The 21,398-nt window shown below is 40.3% G+C and carries 18 protein-coding genes and 1 tRNA gene; 2 read left to right on the forward strand and 17 right to left on the reverse strand.

Translation table 11 applies throughout. From position 1 onward, the window contains the following. The first annotated feature begins 174 nt into the window (after positions 1-174). The gene (locus G613_RS0110880) at positions 175-810 is read left to right on the forward strand and encodes a hypothetical protein (protein WP_029232662.1); all 636 of its coding nucleotides are present in this window, start codon (positions 175-177) and stop codon (positions 808-810) included. Between the two features lie 74 nt (positions 811-884). On the opposite strand, the gene G613_RS0110885 is transcribed toward G613_RS0110880, so the two are convergent. The 4 genes from G613_RS0110885 to G613_RS0110900 all read right to left on the reverse strand — a co-directional run bounded on the left by G613_RS0110885 (position 885) and on the right by G613_RS0110900 (position 4,351). After that, positions 885-1,754: an ROK family protein gene (locus G613_RS0110885; RefSeq protein ID WP_029232663.1), complete on the reverse strand. Its 870-nt coding sequence runs from the start codon at positions 1,752-1,754 to the stop codon at positions 885-887. 2 nt (positions 1,755-1,756) lie between these two features. Next, a complete protein-coding gene (gene mnmA / locus G613_RS0110890; RefSeq protein WP_029232664.1) occupies positions 1,757-2,887 on the reverse strand; it encodes a tRNA 2-thiouridine(34) synthase MnmA in 1,131 nt (376 codons plus the stop codon). Positions 2,888-2,991: 104 nt separating this feature from the next. Beyond that, positions 2,992-3,966, reverse strand: a complete 975-nt coding sequence (locus G613_RS0110895; RefSeq protein WP_029232665.1) for a calcium/sodium antiporter — start codon at positions 3,964-3,966, stop codon at positions 2,992-2,994. 314 nt (positions 3,967-4,280) lie between these two features. Further along, positions 4,281-4,351 (reverse strand) — tRNA-Gly (locus G613_RS0110900). A gap of 155 nt (positions 4,352-4,506) precedes the next feature. Here G613_RS0110900 and mscL point away from each other — a divergent pair. Beyond that, a complete protein-coding gene (gene mscL, locus G613_RS0110905) occupies positions 4,507-4,977 on the forward strand; it encodes a large conductance mechanosensitive channel protein MscL (RefSeq protein ID WP_029674845.1) in 471 nt (156 codons plus the stop codon). Positions 4,978-5,136: 159 nt separating this feature from the next. Here the strand turns inward: mscL and G613_RS0110910 are convergent, their stop codons facing one another. The 13 genes from G613_RS0110910 to coaE all read right to left on the reverse strand — a co-directional run bounded on the left by G613_RS0110910 (position 5,137) and on the right by coaE (position 21,388). Beyond that, entirely contained in the window at positions 5,137-7,566 is a 2,430-nt protein-coding gene (locus tag G613_RS0110910) for an ABC transporter substrate-binding protein (RefSeq protein ID WP_029232667.1), read from the reverse strand. 22 nt (positions 7,567-7,588) lie between these two features. Then, on the reverse strand, positions 7,589-8,848 hold the full coding sequence (locus tag G613_RS0110915) for an ABC transporter permease (RefSeq protein WP_029232668.1): 1,260 nt from the start codon (positions 8,846-8,848) through the stop codon (positions 7,589-7,591). Continuing rightward, complete coding sequence (locus tag G613_RS0110920; RefSeq protein WP_029232669.1) at positions 8,848-10,446, reverse strand: HlyD family efflux transporter periplasmic adaptor subunit; 1,599 nt, start codon at positions 10,444-10,446, stop codon at positions 8,848-8,850. Before G613_RS0110920 ends, G613_RS0110915 begins: the two co-directional genes overlap by 1 nt. 15 nt (positions 10,447-10,461) lie before the next feature. Beyond that, positions 10,462-11,388 carry a carbohydrate ABC transporter permease gene (locus G613_RS0110925; protein ID WP_029232670.1) on the reverse strand — a complete coding sequence of 309 codons (927 nt, stop codon included), beginning with the start codon at positions 11,386-11,388 and terminating at the stop codon, positions 10,462-10,464. A 7-nt stretch (positions 11,389-11,395) separates the two neighbouring features. Then, positions 11,396-12,286: a carbohydrate ABC transporter permease gene (locus tag G613_RS0110930; RefSeq protein ID WP_029232671.1), complete on the reverse strand. Its 891-nt coding sequence runs from the start codon at positions 12,284-12,286 to the stop codon at positions 11,396-11,398. Continuing rightward, positions 12,264-14,450: a DUF6449 domain-containing protein gene (locus G613_RS0110935; RefSeq protein ID WP_029232672.1), complete on the reverse strand. Its 2,187-nt coding sequence runs from the start codon at positions 14,448-14,450 to the stop codon at positions 12,264-12,266. Before G613_RS0110935 ends, G613_RS0110930 begins: the two co-directional genes overlap by 23 nt. Further along, positions 14,422-15,327, reverse strand: coding sequence for an ABC transporter ATP-binding protein (locus tag G613_RS0110940; RefSeq protein WP_029232673.1), 906 nt, complete (start codon positions 15,325-15,327; stop codon positions 14,422-14,424). Before G613_RS0110940 ends, G613_RS0110935 begins: the two co-directional genes overlap by 29 nt. Beyond that, positions 15,324-15,743: a GntR family transcriptional regulator gene (locus G613_RS0110945; protein WP_029232674.1), complete on the reverse strand. Its 420-nt coding sequence runs from the start codon at positions 15,741-15,743 to the stop codon at positions 15,324-15,326. Before G613_RS0110945 ends, G613_RS0110940 begins: the two co-directional genes overlap by 4 nt. A gap of 146 nt (positions 15,744-15,889) precedes the next feature. Then, on the reverse strand, positions 15,890-17,254 hold the full coding sequence (locus G613_RS0110950) for a PFL family protein (RefSeq protein ID WP_029232675.1): 1,365 nt from the start codon (positions 17,252-17,254) through the stop codon (positions 15,890-15,892). A 70-nt stretch (positions 17,255-17,324) separates the two neighbouring features. Continuing rightward, the gene (locus G613_RS0110955) at positions 17,325-17,597 is read right to left on the reverse strand and encodes an ACT domain-containing protein (protein ID WP_029232676.1); all 273 of its coding nucleotides are present in this window, start codon (positions 17,595-17,597) and stop codon (positions 17,325-17,327) included. A 71-nt stretch (positions 17,598-17,668) separates the two neighbouring features. Next, positions 17,669-18,466, reverse strand: coding sequence for an MBL fold metallo-hydrolase (locus G613_RS0110960; RefSeq protein WP_029232677.1), 798 nt, complete (start codon positions 18,464-18,466; stop codon positions 17,669-17,671). Positions 18,467-18,547: 81 nt separating this feature from the next. Beyond that, positions 18,548-20,719: a cell division protein FtsA gene (locus tag G613_RS0110965; RefSeq protein WP_029232678.1), complete on the reverse strand. Its 2,172-nt coding sequence runs from the start codon at positions 20,717-20,719 to the stop codon at positions 18,548-18,550. Positions 20,720-20,761: 42 nt separating this feature from the next. After that, positions 20,762-21,388, reverse strand: a complete 627-nt coding sequence (coaE, locus tag G613_RS0110970) for a dephospho-CoA kinase (protein ID WP_029674849.1) — start codon at positions 21,386-21,388, stop codon at positions 20,762-20,764. Positions 21,389-21,398 lie beyond the last annotated feature (10 nt).

Consider the following 21,398-nt stretch of genomic DNA (forward strand, 5'->3'; position numbering starts at 1 on the left):
GCCTCCCTATACAGTAATTATCACTATTATAGCAACTACTAATCTTCAAATATAGTCATTTATTGCTTTCCGGCAATTTTTTTGATGTGAAATCTACATTATATCTTCTTTACAAGGACTTTCCTTTGGAGTAACTTAGTATTAGTGTTTAAAAAAGCTAAGGGGGATTTCACATTGATTTCGCAGTTACTAGAAACAATAACTTCCAAATATCCGCTTATAAGCCGCGGCAGCGCAGGCTTCGATGGAATCAAAATCAAGGGGATGACATTTACTATAGGATCTTACGAGGCAGAAGGCCTTGGTCATGTTTCAACCATGAGTTCAAAGGGCTTTTTCGGCCTAATGAAAATGGACACTCTTATCATCACTCCATTGGAAAAAGATCTTCCAATTTTCTCCTATGACAGAATAAAAGCCATGGGCAACGACAAGCTTTATATTGAGTTGTATGATACCATGATAGATCCGCCTTCATTCGAAGCCCTGGATAAGATAAAAGAAAAGTATAAGGATCTGCCGGCTTTTACACCTGGCCCACAGTGGTATGAGAACATTAAGCTTCCTCAGACGGTTACATATTCAGGCAAAAAAGCTGACTCTGATAAATTTAACGCTATGGCAATAGAATACATGAAAGCTTTCATCAGTATCAGCGCTCCTTCTGTTTCCGATGCTGAAACCAAACAGAAAAAAACTGATTATTATGTAGATGGACTCCTTAACAATGGTGGTCCCGCAACAGACGTATTCCTAAAGGCAATCGGCAAAGAGAGAACAACTACTCTATTCAAGGAAGTTCTTTTCTAATACAGATGCGCAGAATGTAAACAAAAAGACTAGTACATATCACAACTTGATTATACTAGTCTTCTTTATTATCATTAATTCTCTGCATCAATAGCAAGCTTTATAGCTCCCATAATTCCCTGATCATCATTGAGGCTTGCCGGAACAATGTATTCGTCTAAGTTATCCAAGGTCTTGGTGCTAATATATCCTGCCATTTTCTCCTTAAACACTCTTCTGATCAAAGGAAACAGCTGCATCTGATGCATAACGCCGCCACCAAGAATAATCTTCTGTGGGCTAAGTGTCATGCAGAAATTCACTAGTGCAGTACCAATGTAGTCAGCTTCCAGTTCCCAGACAGTTTCATTATCAGCAAGCTCTTTGGCCTTCTTCCCCCATCTCTTTTCTATAGATGGTCCTGCCGCAAGGCCCTCAAGGCAACTGTCATGATATGGACAGACACATTCACCCTTATCATCAGCTCTTTTGCCGACGATAACGTGACCAAGTTCGGGGTGCATCATTCCATGAAGGAGTTTGCCATTTGTCATAACTCCGCCGCCAATTCCGGTACCGATAGTAAGGTATATGGCATCTGTAAGCCCTTTGGCACAACCATAGGTAATTTCCCCAAGAAGCGAACCATTAACATCAGTGTCAAAGCCTACAGGAATGCCAAGTGCATCCTTAACATAGCCTACAATATTAAAGTCCTTCCAGGCAGTCTTTGGCGTAGATGTAACGTACCCATAGGTCTCAGATTTCTTATCAAGATCTATAGGGCCAAAGCATGCTATTCCAATGGCAGCAATGCCTTTATCTTTAAAGTAATTGATTATCTGAGGCATTGTTTCATCCGGTGTTGTTGTAGGTATTGAAACCTGCTCGTGGATCTTGCCAGTTTCATCTCCAATTGCGCACACCATCTTGGTTCCGCCTGCTTCCAAAGCTCCGTATAACATAATTACTCCTTCCCATCAATAATACTATCAATAATGCCGCCGCCAAGAACTACATCGCCATCATACAGTACAGCTGACTGTCCTGCTGTGATTGCTCTTTGTGGTTCATCAAAGATAACCTTGGCCTTGCCATCTCCAAGCGGTATAACGGATGCCGGCTGCTCTTTGTGTTTATATCTGATCTTGGCCTGGCATCTAAATTCATCTGTCGGCTCAGTTCCAGTTATCCAATGGAAGTCTCTGATTATGAGCTCTCTTTTGAAAAGATCTATGTTGTCTGCAAGAATAACCTTATTATTCTCAACATCAAGTTTGGTTACATATAGCCTTCTATCTGCCGGAATACCAAGGCCACGTCTCTGGCCAATAGTATAATTGATTATTCCGTCATGCTCCCCAAGAACCTTTCCATCCTTATCAACAAAGTCCCCATGAGGATATTCCTTGTTCCTGTATCTCTTTATCATTCCGGCGTAGTCGCCATCAGGCACAAAGCAGATATCCTGGCTTTCACTCTTATGGGAAGTCACAAAGCCATACTCTTCTGCAATCTCTCTTACCTCCGGCTTAGTAAACTCTCCAAGAGGGAAAAGAGTGTGCGCAAGCTGCTCTTCAGAGAGATCATACAGCACATAGCTTTGATCCTTGTTAAGGTCTTTGGCTTTCTTTAAGTAAAAATGACCATCTTTTTCCTCAATTCGAGCATAATGACCGGTTACTATATAGTCACATCCATACTCCAATGCCCTTTTATAAAGGCTGTCAAATTTAAGATATCTATTACATCTGATGCAGGGATTTGGTGTTTCCCCCTTTTCATAGCTACATACAAAGGGCTCGATTACCTTATCCTTGAACTCAGCCTCATAATGATAAATATTGTATTCAATACCAAGCTTGTCGCAAACCGCTCTGGCATCCTTAGTATCCTCTATACTGCAACAGGTTCCCAGAAGATCTAGACCCACCATGTCATTTTCATAAAGTCTCATAGTGCAGCCAACACAGTTATAACCCTTTTTAAGAGTAAGGGCTGCTGCAACACTGCTGTCTACTCCGCCGCTCATGGCTATAAGTGCCGTATTTGAAGATTTCTTCTCATCAGAAACCGGTTTGAATTCTATTCCATCCATAAATCAATTCCCATCAATGCCTAAGTTTAATATTCCTAGTTATTTTACCACATAATAAAGCCGCAAGGTAACTTAATACCTTGCGGCCTATAATCGAATTGTTTTTATCTTACAATTGCAAATGCAACCTGAGCTAAATAAATCAATATCATAACAATACCCTCAGGTCTGTTAAGTTCCTTTTTACTGATAAGGAAGAGGTATGTAACAACACTCATAAATATCAGTACAATAAGGTCGAAGAAAGAAGCAAAATTCACCGCTACAGGATGAACTGCTGATGAAACGCCAAGGATAAGCATCAGGTTAAAGATATTTGATCCAATTACATTACCGACAGCAAGTCCTGTCTCCTTCTTTCTCGCTGCAATAACTGATGTAACAAGCTCAGGAAGTGATGTTCCAAAGGCAACTACAGTAAGTCCGATAAGAGTTTCTGTCATACCAAGGGCTCTGGCGATCTCTTTGGCACTATATACAACTGCCTGTCCACCACCTACGATAGCAACAAGTCCAAGGACAATAAAAAGGAAACATTTCCATACAGGCATGAGTTTATCTTCTGATTCCTCAGTTTTATTCTCTTTGGCAGACTTAATAAGTACAAGAATATAACCAACAAACAAAACAATAAGAATTATAGCCTCTATTCTTCCGATCAATCCTGCCTGATCAGCCATGCTGTGTGAGAACAGTCCGCCTTCCAATACAGTGCTTGAAAAAGAAAAGATTAAAACAAGTACTGTAACGATAATTGAAAATGGGAAATCTCTTTTAATGATATCTTTGCTTCCGGGAACAGTACAGAAAAGTGCACATGCTCCAAGAACCACCAAAAGATTGAACATATTTGATCCTACGACATTACTGATCGCAATCTCATTGGAACCGGCAAGTGCTGCAGTTGTACTGACTGCAAGCTCCGGAGCACTGGTGCCAAGAGCAACGATTGTAAGACCAATGATAAGGCTGGGCACTCTGAATACCTTAGCAAGGGTGGCTGCGCCATCCACGAAGTAATCAGCTCCCTTTACAAGAGCTACAAAGCCAACGATTAACAGTAACAGATTTAGTAACATATTTTTCCTCCTTAAAAATATGCAGAAAAAAAGAGACCTTTTTTCCACAAAAAAATTGTGGTAAAAGTCTCGCTAATTATAACATATCCCGAGGATAAATCCTGTGCTGACGATATATGTTACATGCATTAAGCATGCAAGCTACTCCCTATTACCTAGAGATGATTATAGCACAATGTACTGCAAAATGACAAATATTTTTATGACAAGAGGTGCAGCCTGCTTTTATCTAGCGATGCAAATAAGGACATATATATGGATATTCGAATAAATTCAAATCCATATATATGTCCTTATTTACATCACTTGATAAAAGCAGGATACGGGAATCGAACCCGCCTCCTTAGCTTGGGAAGCTAATATACTACCGATGTACTAATCCTGCAAATATATTTGCCTATATCTAGCACCGACTATTTAATTTTAGTCAATATATGGTATAATTTCAAGAGGAATTGAACCTATAGTTCCCGTAAACAACAGACTTTTTGGGGAACACAAACTAGATTTGTGTAGAAAGCAGGAGAAATGACAGAAAAAATGAAAAAAGTAGCAGGTAAGAGCAAAGGTCTTGCCGGAGAATTTCGTGAGTTTATCATGCGTGGCAACGTGATGGACATGGCTGTCGGTGTTATCGTCGGCGGTGCATTCCAGAAGATAATATCCTCTCTTGTAGATGATATTATCATGCCGGTAATCAGCCTTCTTACAGGTGGTGTTGATTTCAACAACAAATTTGTAGTCCTTGATGGCGGAAGCTACGCCACATTGGAAGCTGCCAAGGAAGCCGGCGCAGCTACACTTAACTACGGAACATTTATCACAGTAGTTATCAACTTCATTCTGATGGCTCTGGTAATCTTCCTTCTTGTTAAGTTCATGAACAGCGTGTCCAACAAATTTGCCAAGGAAGAGGCTGAGGCACCAGCTACTACCAAGATTTGTCCTAAATGTAAGAGCGAGATCAACATCGAGGCAACCAAGTGCCCTTGCTGTACTTCAGATCTTTGATTTTGTATTTATCAAATTTTCATTTCAAGCATAATAATACGGCTACCGCTTATTTAAACATAAGCGATAGCCGTATCTTTATATTCATTATTCAGAATATAACATGATATTTACATAATTATCTGATTTATTGCATTATTGTCAACGTAATATAATTCATTAACTATTTTCATTAACATAGATTGATAATCTACTCTGTATGATATCAGCTACCTCTTTTGCACTCTTCTGCCCGCTATAATATGCGGATGCCTCCTCAAAAATAATATTATTAACGCTTGAGTTATAGTTGCTGACAAGAGTCAGGGACTTAATGAAGTTTGTAATCTCCAGAACTTCGTCTTTGGTAAGAGGCTTCATAGGGATATCCTGACCACCGATATAGTAGGAATCCTCATACTCTACCTTAACACCATCCTCTTCGTAATATGGATTGTGAGTAATCTCATCTGCTTTTTTATCAAAGCTGGACTTTCTGATAGGGAAGCAATATGTATCATCCTGATACTCTTCAGACAGGAAAGCCTTTATGTATTCCCAGGCAGCATCCTTGTATTTGCTCTGGGAGCTGATTGCCAGACGCTTACTTGGATATATAATTGAGTTATTTATGCCCATATCATTAGGATATCCGACAAAAGATATATCTGTGCCGAACATTCCCTGTTTCCAATACTGATAATCACGGAATTCACTAAAGGACATTATTGAGAAAAGTGCATCATCAGTTCTATACAAAGTATCTTTATAATCTTCCCATACATTATCCGGGAATTCTTCTACGAAATCCTTGCTGAATTCAAGGAAATGTATAAAGGACTCACTGTCAAAATGACAGGTCTTGTTTTCCCAATCAATATATGTATTTCCTGAATATCTTATGCCCTGTTCAAGGAACTCATTTCTGGTTTCAAGCCCAAATGCTGTCTGTTTGGTAGCCCCCATTTTATCCATGAGGTCTTCGCAGTCCTTGAAAGTAAGAATATCCTTGCCATCAGTAAGCTTGGTCTTCATGACCATTGTTGCGAAGTAAAAGCTTGGAACGAGCTGATAAAGCTTATCTCCTGTCTTGAAAGCATCAACGACATTAGTCAAAAGATCACTTTCCGATACATCAGGATCATTAGCTAAATAATTAGTAAGATCTGTGAACAGTCCCTTATTAATATAACTGTCAACCGGAAGGTCATCGGAAATCACAAGAATATCCGGTGTATTGCCTGAAACGATGTCCATATTAAGCTTTTCAGCTCCGGCTCCATAGTTATCATCTGTATCATAAGAAGAATAATCCACAAACTTAATCTTGTATTCGCTATTATTTTTATTAAATGCAAAAGCCTGTTTTCTAATTTCATAGTCAAGGTAATATCCGCCCAGAGTAAGAATCTTTTTATCCTTAACATCCTCAGGCGCCACCTTGGTAAGTCTTGCCAAATAGAAATTGTAATCAGCGTCCGGAAGGCAAGCCACAAACTCAGCATCGCTTATTGCAACCACAGCACTGACAGATCCATCTGCCTCGATATCTGAATCCACATAGTCCATAAGCTTAGTCATTGAATCGCTTGCTGCATCATATCCCCAGAAACCTTCAGAATCGCTCATGTAGAGATCATATCCACTTCCGCCAAAAAATGTTCTGTCTCCATAGGCAGAAATAGCCTGTGACTTACTACCAATTGTGCCTGTTTTGGGATCAAAGCTGCAAAGGTTATTACCATTATCATCGTAATAGGATACAAATATCTGCCCATTAAAGCCTCTATACAGCTGGTAATAGATATAGTCGTTAACCTGAGACTGATCAACAAGCTTTTTAAATCCATTTTCTTTGGTATAACTGATTATTCCCTGATCCAGGCTTAAAAGAGCTGTTCCGTCATCCGTTACAGTAAAACTATTGATAGCTACGTATCCATCTTCGCCAAAGTCCGCCATCAGATCAATCTTTTCCTGAAGATTACCCTCTTTATCGTAAATTACAAGATAGGTCTCATCTTCACCTGAAGAATAATAATCTGTTTCTATTTCAGATATTTCATCTGATGCATCCTCTGAAGCAATCTCCTCTGAGCTTTCCTCTTCGGAACTTACTTCTTCAGAACTTGCCTCCTCAGAACCAGCCTCTTCTTCCGTGAAGATATGCATTTCTCCATCGTCTGATTCTTCCGAATGTCCTTCTTCATCAGGGTCTTCTATTTCCTCATTGCTCCAGGCATATTTAAAATTAATACCATAAATATTACCCTCGCCGTCAAAGCTCAGATATGAAATACTGTCATTATCCTTGGAAGGAAGCTTTATGTTTTGTACATCAGAACCATCTGAATAAAAAGAATAAACATCAATATGGTCTCCTGATGAATATGTTGACGCATAAACCCTGTCTCCAACACAGGATACTCTGTTTATGTTCTGAACATTGTCCGCAATATCAAGCACTTCAGTCGCAAACACATACTCTTTGGATGACTTAGTTGCATTTTCAATCAAGCTATCATTGGATTTTTTACCGCACCCTGCAGCTGATATAGCAAGGATTGTAGCAAGAGATATGCATATACCCTTATTAAATACTTTCCTCATTTTCATAATCTCCTCTCAAGTATTACAAGTTATCCTGCTTTTTATCGGATAGCTTAGCTTTTTGCCTGGTTTCAAGTTCATATTTCTTATCAGCCGCATACTCAATAAGGCCTTCAATTGTCCAGGTCTTATGTCTATAAGCATGAACAGCCATAACACAAACAATTAGCACACAGGCAATTTTGCAAATAAGCCTGATCATATTAAGTAGCGCCAATACGTCTTCATAACCTCTTGCCACATTTTCCCAGTAAGGATAAAAAATAGGCTTATCCCACATACTTCTTTTACCGAAGCTTGTACTGACATCAAGAAGCTTAAAGAACGAAAATCTGTCCGTATTATCGACTACGTTAATATATTTATCATCATAGCCGGAGCTAAGTTTAATGCTCTGAGCCACAAGTCCGTCAACTGGATTAGGTGCCACAACCTCATAGCAGTTTATCCCACCAATATTGGCCGTCGAACCATCCTCAGAAATCTCAGCGTTACTTGTCTTACCGCTTAGTATCTCTCCATATCTTGAAAGAGAATCATAAGACATATAGACGATACTCTCTGACAGGCCTGCCGCCTCATTCATACGGCCTTCCTGTCTTTTTACAACGCCTGCCACATAATGGTTTACGCCGCCTATGGTGACGCACTGGCCAACGATATCATTAGAACCAAATAGCTGCCAGGCCAGATCCTCATCGATGACAATCTTATCCTTCATAACTTCGTCATCAGAAAAGTACGAGCCGCTTACAAGCTCCAATGGATGGAAAAAGAAAAAGTCACCGTCAACGCCGATTGTCACGATATTCTCAGCTGTTCTGTTTTCAAAAAGAATTGTTGATATCCCCTGAGCACTAAAACAGCTGTTATATACCTTAACCTCTTCCTGAACTTCCTGACTTTTTTCATCATCCGTCTTTTTCTTGCCAGGGACGTTGGTATCAACTATTTCCTTTTTGTCGGCTTCTTTCTCATCGTCATCCACCGCAATAATTCCTGCTTCTACAAGCTTTTTTTCAAAGTTGTACTCCAGCTTTCTGATCTCACCAGGGGTAATTTCCCTATCCTCCGTGTAGAAAAGACTTACCTGGGCAACGCTTCCATCATAATCCCACCTGTCAGCACCAAGCTGCTCCGGCATTTTAGAGATAATGATTCTGCTAAAGAGCCCCATAACAAGATCAAGTAGCAATAACGCAGCAAGAATTATCAGGATAATATTACGTTTTTTATTTGAAAAAAACTTTTTTATAAAATCCAATATCTTTTCAAAAACCATTACTCGTTTGCCAGCCTCACCTGTTCTCCTGCCTTAACAGGCTTAGTTGATGTTGTGATAACATACTCATCTCCATTAAGAGCTGCGTTGATTGCGGAGTAGTTATCATCTGATGCTATAACCTGTACATCTACATTAGATGCAATATATCTGTTTCCAAGAGGACTGGATTTACTGTTTACCACAAGTACAAACTTACCTGTGCTTCCGGTCTTGATTGCGCTGTTAGGTACGATCATGTCATAGTCAACAGATCTCTCGCCGATGGCAAGAGAGATGGACTGTCCCGGAGTAACCTCGGTACTCTCAATCTTAAAAGTGAGAAGCTTTCTGTTTGATGGATCAGACTTGTCGTTTTTAATAGATGTGAGTGTTGCTTTAAACTCATCGCTGAACATCCATGAATTCTGAGGTCTTGCAGCATCTCCAACATGAAGTTTCTGAGCCTGCGCATTTGTTACAGAAAAGCTTGTAGTCATATCTTTACCGTCAATCTGTATTACAGCTATAGTCTCATCTGCAGAGATAGACTCGCCGGCTGCCTTATTAACCTGTGATACAGTTCCTGCTACAGGAGCCTTCACAGACGCTCCCACAGACTCTTTTTCAAGCTCAGCAATCTTTTCCTTCTGCTCCTTGATACTGTCACGCTGATTGCAAAGGGATATCTCGGCATTTATACTCTTTACCTGCTTGGTCTTCTCTTCTTCTGCCTTCTCAAGTTCTTTCTTAGCAGCTGTTTCATTGGCCTTTGCTTCTATCAGCTTCTGATCATAGCCAATGCCCACCTGGCTCTTATAGGTCTCAAGTTCCTTGGTCTCACGGTCATTCTCGTCCTCAACATGAGTCCATTCCTTCTTGGCCTTTTCAATAGCCTCTGTATCGTTAGGATCATAGGTATATTCAATATACTTCTTCTGATACTCAGCGTTGGCATTCTCGTAATTATAGGTCAAAGTCTGGTATTCGATTTCGTTCTTGTCATGGCTTTGAAGATCAGTCAGGTATTCAACAGTCTTGGTAGCTGCATCTGCCACTGCCTTGGCTGCATCATATCTGTCATTGACACCCTTAAGCTTAATCTGGTAAGCATCATAGGAAGTTGTAGCCCCGCTTCTAACCTTAGAAATGACATCATCAGGAACATCTCCTGAAAAAAGTGCCTGCTCATAGGAAAGCTCCAGCTTTTCCAGGTTTTCTCTGGCTGTCTTAAGCTCCTCAGACTCTCTATCCTCAAGGTAAAAGAGTACATCTCCGATTTCCACGTGCGCTCCTTCTTTGACAGCAACACCTGATACCTTCCTGGTCTCTTTTAATGTCACATTGTATGGATCCTCAGCTGATACAGTTCCTGAACCTCTGATTTGAGGGCTCACGGATCCCCTGCTTATCTGCTGGGTTGCAACCTGAGGCAGTGAATAATTCATAATTGTGTTGGAAAAGAACGTAAGAATCAGCATTACTGACAAAAAGCCAATTGCAAAATTCTTGATCATATCCTTTTTATCAACAGGCTTCTTGTCGTTATCCTTGACAGAAACCACGCTGCCCTCAACTACCTCTACCACATCATCATTTTTTGAAAACTTGTCTGACATCTTAATAAACTCCCTTTAACCCTTTATTCCTCCCTGGTATGAGATTCCCTCAACCAGATAATCCTCGCCGTACAAGAAAATAAGTAACGGCGGAATCAAGTAAATAACTGCTACTGCAAAAGCAAGACTAATCTCCCCTGAATTAATCTTGGACAAAAATACCGATAGCGGATGCATATCCGAATCCGGCAAAAGAATAAGCGGCTGCTCAACCATGTTCCAATAATCAAAGAACACCAATATGGCAATTGAAGCAATTCCTCCCTTACACAAAGGGAAACATACCCTGCTGAAGATATACCACTCATTCGCCCCGTCTATGGACGCAGCCTCCATAACTTCTGTAGGAATACGCCTCATAAACTTGGTCAAAAGATATACCGCAAAGGGCGAAAATATTCCCGGAAGCCAGATGGCCCATTTCGTTCCATAGATTCCTATAGCCTTGGATACAAGGAAATTAGGAACCAGTGTTACCTGATAAGGCATCAGCATCATGATAATGTATGCAAAAAAGATAATGTTCTTAACACGGCCCTGATATCTGGCAAAGCCATAACTTGCAAGGGTGGCTATAACCAGCTGAAAAACAACAATTGGACCAACGTATAAAATGGAGTTCCAGAACTTGAACAAGTATTCCGGACTCTTAAACAAAACCGTAAAGTACTGTGTAAAGCTGACCATATCCGGGATAAACTTAAGATTTACCGTCTTGGATATGAATACCTTTCCGCCCTTTTCAGTAGTTGCAAATATACTTCCGTAATTGGCACTTATCTCCGATGCTGACATAAAAGAATTGGTTATTGTCAGTATAGTTGGCAAAAGAAAAATAAAAGCAAAAACTATTGCGGCCACAGTAACAAGCACTGTCTTGAAGTTATCAATTCTGATTTTTTTCTTTTTATATTTATTCTTGAAACTAACCTGAGCACTCATTTATCCATCACCCTTCAATATCCTTTCCAAACCAGTTCTCAACTGCATACATGGCATAAACGAGAATGGTTACAACAATGAACATGATGATGGCTGCAGATGAAAGCTTCTGATAATCAAGAGAAGCAAAGGTGTTATTCATAAAGTGCTGCAGTATATAAAGGGTCTGATACGGGTAATCTCCCGTCATAAGGTATATTTCCCTAAATACCTTAAAGGAACTGATAAGTGACATAATAGCTACAAACAAAATTGTGGAAGACATGTATCTTACCTTAACGATCCAGAATACCTGCCACTTATTGGCATTTTCAAGGGCCGCCACCTCCAATAAATCCTTGGGAATACTGGCAAGGGCTGCCATAAATAAAATCATGTTGTAGCCAAGATTCTTCCAAAGAAACAAAGCGACAATAACTATATAGGCTTTGTCTGACTTAAGCCAGTCAATCTTGTCATTACCAAACACACTGAGGAAATTGTTAACTATTCCGTTCTGATGAAACATTACCTGCCAGATCAGAACTACTGACGCTGTAGGAACCATCAGAGGGCTTAGGAAAAAAGTCCTGAAATAGCTTTTAAAAGGAATCCTTGATTCCATAACGGCCGCCAGAAACAATGAAAGAATTACTGCTAGCGGAACAGCCATCAGTGAAAAAACAAAGGTGTTAGAAGCCGCCTGCTGAAATGCAGCATTTTTCCAAACGTTTATGTAATTCCGTAAGCCAACAAATTCCTTCTGTATAGGGTTGTTTATCAGTGAATAGTAGATAACAACCCCAAAGGGCGCCACAAAAAACAGCAATACACCAAGTAGTGAAGGCAGAAGAAAAAGCCAGGATATCAGCTTTTTCTTCTGAAGTGCTGTAAGCTTATTGGGTATCTGAATAGACAAAACTTGGTACCTTCCCCATTTCAAAAGAATAATATCTTGCAACCGTGCTGGTTCCGTTCTTGCCGTTTCGTACATTGGCAATTACCGAAAACTGATTGTTGGTAAGTTCATATGACCTGTACCATCTGCTGTAAAAATCATTGCAAACCACATTCTCTATTATATCCCTAATCTGGTCTTTTTCGGTATAGGTAAAATAGCCATATTCTGTGTTTTCTTCAATAGAATCAACATCCTCTTTCTCAATATCGTGACCGGGATAATAATTTGTTATCTCTATGCTTTCAATGATGTCTAAGTTTATTTCACTATCTGTATAGATACCATACTTTTTAAGCAGCTCAATGGTATTTGTGTAACAATCATAAACATTAAGAGTACATTCGCAATATCCCTCATCGCCATAGTTATCGAATTCAATCTGACCAATAGGGCGATTTGTGCTTGCCATTTCAAATGTGAAGTTATTTTCTACATCCTTCATGTAAGCATCACTGATTTCAGCATAAGACAGCTCTTTAGTTGTCTCATTTCCTGCAAAAGAAATGTACTGTACATTTCTTGTTTTTGCATTTTCAAGGTCATACTCTCTCATTTCATCATCATGGAATACTTCAAAATAGCCTTCCCTGTACTCCGGAGAATCGATGATTGCAGAAAGAACCTTTGTATCCATGTTATAAGGGATGCAGATGCTTCTATATACAACCTTTCCATTTTTGAGCCTGTAAAGGATATCCTCATTCCAGCCACAATCAATATATGTGCCGTCATTCTGGCTCTTCTTCCAAACCTTTTGGTTCTTAAGTCCCTCTTTTACCAGTTTGTTGAAGTTCTCAACATCAGTGATTTCCATATATAATTCAGGATTATTTTCAAAATCACTGTATTTATTGCCACGAAGTAGTCTGTAATTGTAGCCGGTACTAAGAAGTGCACAGCTCTCAACTTTAGAAGCATCAGGTATATAACTGTCATATCCGATCAGGTCCCCCCTGAAAATTACAAAGATAAGTGATACCACAGCCAGGGCCATAATTGTCTGGGCTTTACCATTTAAAATGCTACGAATATTACCCTCAAGAATGCCCTCTATAATGCAGCCGGAAATAATGGTAGCAAGCACCATAACCACAAACATCATTATGTAGAATCTTGAGCCGTTCCAAATATACCCATTCATGGAATAAAAGATATATCCGCAGCCCAGGCCTATGAGAATGCAGGAAACAATCTTAAGCACCCATCTAAATGGCCTATATACAATAGCCTTTCCGGCATGTTCAGCTCTTCTGAATTTGCTAAAGACAAGGACAAAAACAAAGGCTATTATTCCAACAAACAGAGTATCCAGATCATAACGTATTATTCCGCAGATGCTCTCTTCTAACGTAACAAAAGAGTTACTGTAATCACTGATGTTATATCTTAGTCCCATTAAAAAGCCATAAGCTGAAATTCTGTCATAGAGAGGAGAGCCAAAGAACCCTGCCTCTCCTCTTGCTGAGTAGGTAGCAAAAAATACTTCTTTGAAGGAAGTTATCTCCAGGCCAAAAACTAATGAAATAGCCAAAAAGAAGGCCAGCACCAGCATTGCAATGAACATATTTCCTGTCAGCATAATTGCCAGTATCGTAATGTTATAAAAAGCAAAGAATAAAACCAAAACTCTTACAAACTCTATAAGAACAGATAACAAAACGACGCTGTTAACCGCGCCCATGCAGGCTGCAATTATAAGAGCAATGACATTTACAGATAAATACATCATTACAAAAGTTGAGATAGCATTTAAATAGTTTTTCCTAATGCGTTCTCTTCTTGTTGTAGGCTGACTTAAGTAAAAGTCAATCATACTGTTGTTAAACAGATATGAAAAACCCTGAAAGGCAAAGGCAATTGCAATTCCTGCTACCAGAACCCATCCTACCTGTTCAAGTCCCAAAACTCTTGTAACAGCAAGATATTTCTCATGCTGTGTTACAGCTGCGGCCTGATGATGAATTCTTCCAAAGTTAATTGATCTTGATACCATGACTATTGTTCCAAACACATAATAAACAGCCATGAGTACAAAGCCCAAGATGGATGACCACAGAGTTCTTGTTATATATTTTTTGTGATTAGATATTCTATTACTCAAGGATAAACTTGCGGATGTCATACCCAACTACCTCCGTTTCACTAATAAATATCTCCTCCAGGGAAAGTGGCAATACTTCAAAGAATATTGGATTGCCTCTCTTGAAAGCCGACTCAACCTCTTCTCTGTCGCCTCTCATTGTAATAGTGTGAAGTCTTCCTCTCTTTTCGTGAATAAGAACATTAAGGCCCTCCAGAGCACTTTCTTCATCGCTATCATTTGTAAATACACACTGAACTTTCTGCATCTTGAGCTTCATGTCGCTAAGATCCTCGGAAAGGATCACTCCGCCCTGATGGAGAAGTCCTATGTGATCACAGATATCCTCAAGTTCTCTAAGGTTATGGGATGCGATTATTGGTGTAAGTCCTCTGTCAGACATCTCCGCAGCGAAAAGGCTCTTAACGCCCTGTCGTACTACAGGATCAAGGCCATCAAAGGTCTCGTCGCATAAAAGGAACTTGGTTCCTGCACATATTCCCAATAGGATTGAAACCTGCTTTTTCATTCCCTTGGAAAAAGTGCTGATCTTGCGCTTTGTATCAAGCCCAAAGCCGTTACACAGTTTAAAGAAACGAAGCTTATCGAATTTATCGTAGATTTCCTCGTAGTAATTAGCCATTTCCTCCGGAGTACTGTTTGGAAGGAAATACTGATCATCCGAAATATAGAAAATATCTTTTTTAACCTCAGGGTTGTCATATACAGGTCTGTTATCCACACAAACAATACCTTTGTCAGGTTTGATAACCCCGGCAATTATTCTTAGTATTGTGCTCTTACCTGCTCCGTTTGTACCTACAAGACCAAACACTTCACCATCACGAATATTCAGTGATACATGATTGACAGCCTTGATGTCATCAAATGATTTGTATAATTCCAGTAACTCAATCATGCCCTTCCTCCCTTTAAACCTTTGTTGTCAGCAGTTAATGCATTGGCACCTCCTGCCATCTGTAATCTATCCTTAATTTCAGCAATAATTTCTTCTAAAGGAATTCCTACATCTTCTGCTTCTCTGAATAACTTCACAATAGACTCAATAAGCTCACTCTTCTTGTTGTCTATCATGGAGGAATTGCCCTTTACAAAGTTCCCTCGACCCTTCACCGTATAGATAAAGCCCTGGCGTTCAAGCTCAGCGTAAGCTTTCTGCACAGTATTAGGGTTTGTGGACAGTTCCATTGCAAGGCTCCTTACAGATGGCATCTGATCGTCTGCCTGAAGGATTCCCTTGTACATCTGAAGTTTGAAATTCTCAACAATCTGTTCGTAGATAGGTCTACTATCCTGGTAATCAATTAGGTTCATCTCATCCCCACCATAATTAATAAAACGTTAATGTTGCCTGTTCCCAGCTGACTGACCTGATGTTTTAGATGTATATTAACTGTACTAACATAACTAGTACAGTTATACATTAAAACACCCCCCGCAAAAATGCAAGGGGTAAATAATTAATTCTTGAAGCTGTGTACAGGTGCAGGAATTCTGCCGCCTCTATTAACAAATGCATCACAAGAGAACTGGTTCACAGGCATTATTGGTGCATAACCGAGAAGTCCGCCGAATTCTACAGTCTCGCCAACGCCCTTTCCGACTACAGGAATAAGTCTTACAGCTGTTGTTTTCTGATTAATCATTCCAATGGCCATCTCATCTGCTATTATACCGGCGATTGTTGTATCCTTGGTATCGCCCGGAATAGCTATCATATCAAGGCCAACTGAGCATACGCAGGTCATAGCTTCCAGCTTTTCAAGCGTCAAGGCACCTGCCTCAACTGCATTTATCATGCCCTGATCTTCACTTACAGGAATAAAAGCACCTGACAATCCGCCAACATAGGAAGAAGCCATAACTCCGCCTTTTTTAACCTGGTCATTTAAAAGAGCCAAAGCTGCTGTAGTTCCCGGAGCGCCGGCATGTTCAACGCCAATTTCATGAAGAATATCAGCAACGCTGTCTCCTATTGCAGGTGTAGGCGCAAGAGACAGATCGATAATTCCAAAAGGAACACCGAGTCTCTCTGATGCTTCTTTTGCAACAAGCTGTCCAACTCTGGTTACCTTAAATGCAGTCTTCTTAATAGTCTCGCAGAGGACCTCAAAGCTCTCTCCTCTTACCTTTTCGAGAGCAGTCTTAACAACGCCGGGGCCTGATACTCCAACGTTAATAATCTTGTCTGCTTCTGTAACGCCATGGAAAGCTCCGGCCATAAATGGGTTATCATCAGGAGCATTACAGAAAATTACAAGTTTTGCACAGCCAAGGGAATCATTTTCTTTGGTAGCCTCAGCAGTCTCCTTAACTATAGACCCCATAAGTCTTACGGCATCCATATTGATACCGGTCTTGGTGGAGCCAACATTAATCGATGAGCACACAACATCTGTGGTTGAAAGAGCCAGTGGAATAGACTCAATCAGAAGCTTATCTGCAGGTGTCATTCCCTTGCTGACAAGAGCAGAATAACCACCGATAAAGTTTACACCAACCTCTTTAGCAACCTTATCAAGAGTCTGCGCAATACTTGCAAAATCCTCTTTAGTCTTGCAGGCAGCACCACCCACAAGAGCTATAGGAGTAACAGATATTCTCTTGTTAACGATAGGAATACCATATTCCCTTGAAATCTGTTCGCCTGTAGCAACAAGGTCCTTGGCCGCCTCGTATATTTTGTTATAAATATTCTTATTAAGCTGATCCAAGTCAGTACTGATACAATCGAGAAGACTGATACCAAGAGTTATGGTCCTGACATCCAGATTCTCTTTTTCAATCATCTCATTGGTTTCTACAACTTCATTAACATTAATCATAACCGGTCTCCTAATACGCAAACGACTCTACCGCGCCACGTATAAACATGGTGCAGCAGAGTCGAATTATTTAAATTCTATGCATAGAGTCAAAGATTTCTTCTCTCTGACACTTGATTACAACGCCGATATTCTTGCCAAGCTCCTCCAAATCATCCGCAACTGTGTTGAACTCCTTGGATGTGCCGGCCATATCAACGATCATCATCATATTAAAATAGCCACTTACGATAGTCTGGGAAATATCAAGAATGTTAATGCCTGCATCAGCAAGATATGTACATACCTTAGCAATAATGCCCACTGTATCCTTACCAACAACTGTGATAATAGTCTTGTTCATAAACTCCTCCCACGTGTTCGTCATTAGTAAAAAAAATACCAATATATTAAGCAAATGTCAATTGCTATTGATCAAAATGTTAAAACCGGTGACAACTCAGATCTTTTAGCCACCATAAGCTTAAAATCACTGGCATGATATGGATTATCATTCATATCAATTTCAACTCGAACCGTCTCATATGCAAGTTCAGGCAGATTATTTTCTTTGGATAAATGCCCCAGGAATATTCCTTGCATTTTATCATTCAAAAGCTTGCAGAGAAGCTCTCCGCTCTTTTCGTTTGAAAGGTGACCACAGTCACCAAGAATACGTCTCTTAAGCTGATATGGATAAGGACCGGTCTGCAACATTCTGATATCATGATTTGCTTCAAGAAGAAGTGCATCACAGTCTTGAAGGCACTCTACCGTATAATCTGTATAGCATCCAAGATCAGTAGCCACGCCAATTTTCTTATCGCCGCAGAAAACTCTATAGCCGCAAGGCTCATTGGCGTCGTGGGATATAGTCATTGGATTGATGATCATATCCCCAACTGAGACTTCTTTGTCTACAGAAACAGGAATAAACCTTGAATTTGTCATCTCAGCCTTTTTATCACTGACTCTTATTCCCTGAATTGTTCCCGCTGTAGCATAAATCGGTATATCATATTTTTTCAAAATGGTATGAAGAGCTGCGATATGATCCACATGCTCATGGGTTACAAAAATGGCATCCAGATCACCAAGTGTAAGATCAAGTCCGTTTAATCCCTCTTCAATCCTCTTTTTACTAACTCCTGCATCTATCAAAATATGGGTATTATCCGAACCCACATAGGTACAATTCCCACTACTACCGCTAGCAATACTTGTAAATCTCATAAAACACTCCAAACAAAACTCTTTAACATAAAAACAACCGAGGAGTATATCATATCATACCCCTCGGCATCTTAGATATAATTATTTCCAATATACTTCAATCTTATCCCCTTCACTTATTGGCTGCATATAGTCAGGGGTTCCGCCGTTTAAGGTGGTCACAATTGACCTTCCGTTTGGCTTGGAAAGATCAAAATCTATTGCATCGAAAATATCAACGAAGATATAGTCAGCCTTGCCATGAAGAGTTGTAGGTTCATTATTGATGACAACATGAAGATCATGAGCCAGGATATTTCTGATTGGCTCTGCAGGCTTATCATACGCCTCTTCAGAATTCTCACCGGGAAGGTCCTCGAAGGACAGCTGTCCATCCTTACCCTCTACTATCTTGACGTTATCATCATCGCTTTCATAAGATTCTTCATTAGCCAGTCTGATTGCTTCCTCATCTGCACTAGGGAAATCCTCGTAGTAATCCATGATCATTTCTTCCTGATCCTTGAATTCTACTTTAAAGTTCTCATATACAGGAGTGCTGGCATCCCCTCGCTCATTGTTAACGATGATTACTGTATCCTCTGTAAGAGTGATATCCATAAGTTCTGCAATCTGCGCTGCAGTATTGTAATCAAGAACCTTGACCTCATCACCGGGCTGAATATCATAGAATCCGGTCTGAGCTTCACCGTTAACCGTAGCATATCTGGAAGCTTCTACGCTCTTACCATTTACATTTACATTAAACTTGGTCTTAAACTCAGGAATGCTCTCAATTGTAGCCTTACCGGGTTCTCCTGCAGTAGAAGGCTTAACATCAATAATATCATTGGCATGGAGCTTACTGTGAATATCTGCAGGCTTGCCATTCAGGGTAATAACTGCAGCTTCACCGGGCTCACCACGGGAAGTTCTCTCCTTGCCATTAACTGTAAACTTAAGCTCTGCGCCCCTCTTTGGGAAAAGATCTTCATTAGGGAAAGCCACCTGCATGGCAGCATCCACAATCTGAAGTTTACCGTTATCATAAAGCTTAGTCTGAGTTCCGTTAAAGGAAACGAAGATAAAGTTATTGGCTTCCTCATAGTAGCTAAAGCAGATACCAAGCGGTGTAACAAGAAGTGAGTCTCGTTCAATACCATCATTATTAAGGAAGGTAATGCCCTTCATAACTTCTTCACCGCGAAGTGCTACTCTTTCCTCAGAGATTCCCATCTCCTTGGCAATTGACTCGGTGTATCCCGGAACGCATCCGCCGCCACCTACTACAAATACAGCACTTACAGGATTATCACCGTTAAGTCTCTTTATCTCCTCAACAGCTTTTTTAGCCATCATCTCTACCTGAGGTTTGATGATCTGCGCAATTTCCTTCGCTGTTATAGTCTTGTCCAGTCCCATGATGTCCACATATTTAACTTCATCCTGGTGACTGGCTTTTATTTTGATCTCGTCAGCGGCATTAAAGTCCACAAGACACTTTTTTGCAATAATTTCAGTAATATCATCACCTGCTATAGGAAGCATACCGTAAGCAGTAATAGATCCGTCGTCTGTTACGCAGATATCGGAAGTTCCGGCACCTACATCCACAAGAGCAAGATTAAGCATTCGGAATCTGTCAGGAATTGCAACCATCATAGCCGCTATAGGCTCCAACGTCAGATTTGCAACATTGAGTCCTGCTCTCTCGCAGGCCTTATAAAGAGCATCAACGCAGTCGTCCGGAAGGAATGTGGCAATAAGCTCAACGCTTACCTTACCTGCATTATGTCCCTCAAGATTGGCAATCTGATAGCCATCCAGATAATAATGCATTACAGAATATCCAACCAGGTAGAACTTATGGCCTGTATTATTTTCCTCAAGGAATTTGGAATAAGCCTTCTCAACGGCAGAAGAATCCAGATTATAAATATCTTCATCCGTGATTTCATGTTCATCCGGATATTCGTAATCATATGTGATTCTGACGGTCTTAAGCACACGACCAGCGGCAGCTATACAAACATCCGTAAGATGGATATCTGTCTGCTGCTCCAGTTTTTCTTTGACCATGCGGATTGTCATGCCAACCTTACCGATGTCATGAATCTGTCCGTCCAGCATGGCACGGGTCTGATGGGTTTCAACAGCCTGAGCAATTACATTGAACTGCCCTTCATTCATATACCCAACAGTACCTACAACACTTCTGGTTCCAATATCAAGTCCAAATACAACCTTCTGATCAGCTTGTTCTAAACTAGGCATACTTTAAGTCCCCTCAATACTCTTAATTATGCAACCTGTTGTCTACTTAAGTCTAAAATCTGAAAGTTTTCGGTCAATCTGAGCCGCTGAAGTTTCAAGGCTCCCACTGTTGTCAATCACAAACTGGCAATGCTCCCTGAAAGTGGCATCATCAAGCTGCTTTTCCAGGATATCATTTATCTTTTCATCAGAATATCCTCTTGAAGCCTTTAGCCTCTTCCTCCTGGTATCTTCCGACGCATACACATACCAGAGTTCATCTGCTATCTTGTCATAGCCATTTTCAATCAAAAGAGCTGCCTCTACAAAGACAAAGTCAAGCTCACCGCGAGCTCTCTCATCCTCTATAATATTAATAATAAATGCATTTACTGCAGGATGCAAAATATTATTAACTTTTTTTAGCATATTTTTATTATTAAATATTGCCGAAGCCATCTTGCCGCGGTCAATTTCACCATCATCGCCCAGAACTTCTTCCCCCAGAAGCTCTACCAGCTCGTCATAGGCGGGATATCCCTTTTTTTTGATATCGTTGGCAACATCGTCCGACAAAATGATGCGGCAATTATAATGCTCACCTATATAGCCAAGGACCGTACTCTTTCCTGCCCCCACACCGCCGGTGATGCCTATAATGTTTGTTTTCCCTGGTCTTACTTTATCCATATTCCAATCA

This window comes from Butyrivibrio sp. VCB2006 (assembly GCF_000420945.1).
GTDB lineage: Bacteria > Bacillota > Clostridia > Lachnospirales > Lachnospiraceae > Butyrivibrio.

Coding starts and splice junctions, on each gene's coding strand:
- G613_RS0110910 (WP_029232667.1), bottom strand. CDS start 7,566: ATGAGGAAAGTATTTAATAAGGGTATATGCATATCTCTTGCTACAATC.
- G613_RS0110940 (WP_029232673.1), bottom strand. CDS start 15,327: ATGATTGAGTTACTGGAATTATACAAATCATTTGATGACATCAAGGCT.
- G613_RS0110965 (WP_029232678.1), bottom strand. CDS start 20,719: ATGCCTAGTTTAGAACAAGCTGATCAGAAGGTTGTATTTGGACTTGAT.
- G613_RS0110920 (WP_029232669.1), bottom strand. CDS start 10,446: ATGTCAGACAAGTTTTCAAAAAATGATGATGTGGTAGAGGTAGTTGAG.
- mscL (WP_029674845.1), top strand. CDS start 4,507: ATGAAAAAAGTAGCAGGTAAGAGCAAAGGTCTTGCCGGAGAATTTCGT.
- G613_RS0110895 (WP_029232665.1), bottom strand. CDS start 3,966: ATGTTACTAAATCTGTTACTGTTAATCGTTGGCTTTGTAGCTCTTGTA.
- mnmA (WP_029232664.1), bottom strand. CDS start 2,887: ATGGATGGAATAGAATTCAAACCGGTTTCTGATGAGAAGAAATCTTCA.
- G613_RS0110885 (WP_029232663.1), bottom strand. CDS start 1,754: ATGTTATACGGAGCTTTGGAAGCAGGCGGAACCAAGATGGTGTGCGCA.
- G613_RS0110960 (WP_029232677.1), bottom strand. CDS start 18,466: ATGAGATTTACAAGTATTGCTAGCGGTAGTAGTGGGAATTGTACCTAT.
- G613_RS0110935 (WP_029232672.1), bottom strand. CDS start 14,450: ATGACATCCGCAAGTTTATCCTTGAGTAATAGAATATCTAATCACAAA.
- G613_RS0110955 (WP_029232676.1), bottom strand. CDS start 17,597: ATGAACAAGACTATTATCACAGTTGTTGGTAAGGATACAGTGGGCATT.
- coaE (WP_029674849.1), bottom strand. CDS start 21,388: ATGGATAAAGTAAGACCAGGGAAAACAAACATTATAGGCATCACCGGC.
- G613_RS0110950 (WP_029232675.1), bottom strand. CDS start 17,254: ATGATTAATGTTAATGAAGTTGTAGAAACCAATGAGATGATTGAAAAA.
- G613_RS0110945 (WP_029232674.1), bottom strand. CDS start 15,743: ATGAACCTAATTGATTACCAGGATAGTAGACCTATCTACGAACAGATT.
- G613_RS0110925 (WP_029232670.1), bottom strand. CDS start 11,388: ATGAGTGCTCAGGTTAGTTTCAAGAATAAATATAAAAAGAAAAAAATC.
- G613_RS0110915 (WP_029232668.1), bottom strand. CDS start 8,848: ATGGTTTTTGAAAAGATATTGGATTTTATAAAAAAGTTTTTTTCAAAT.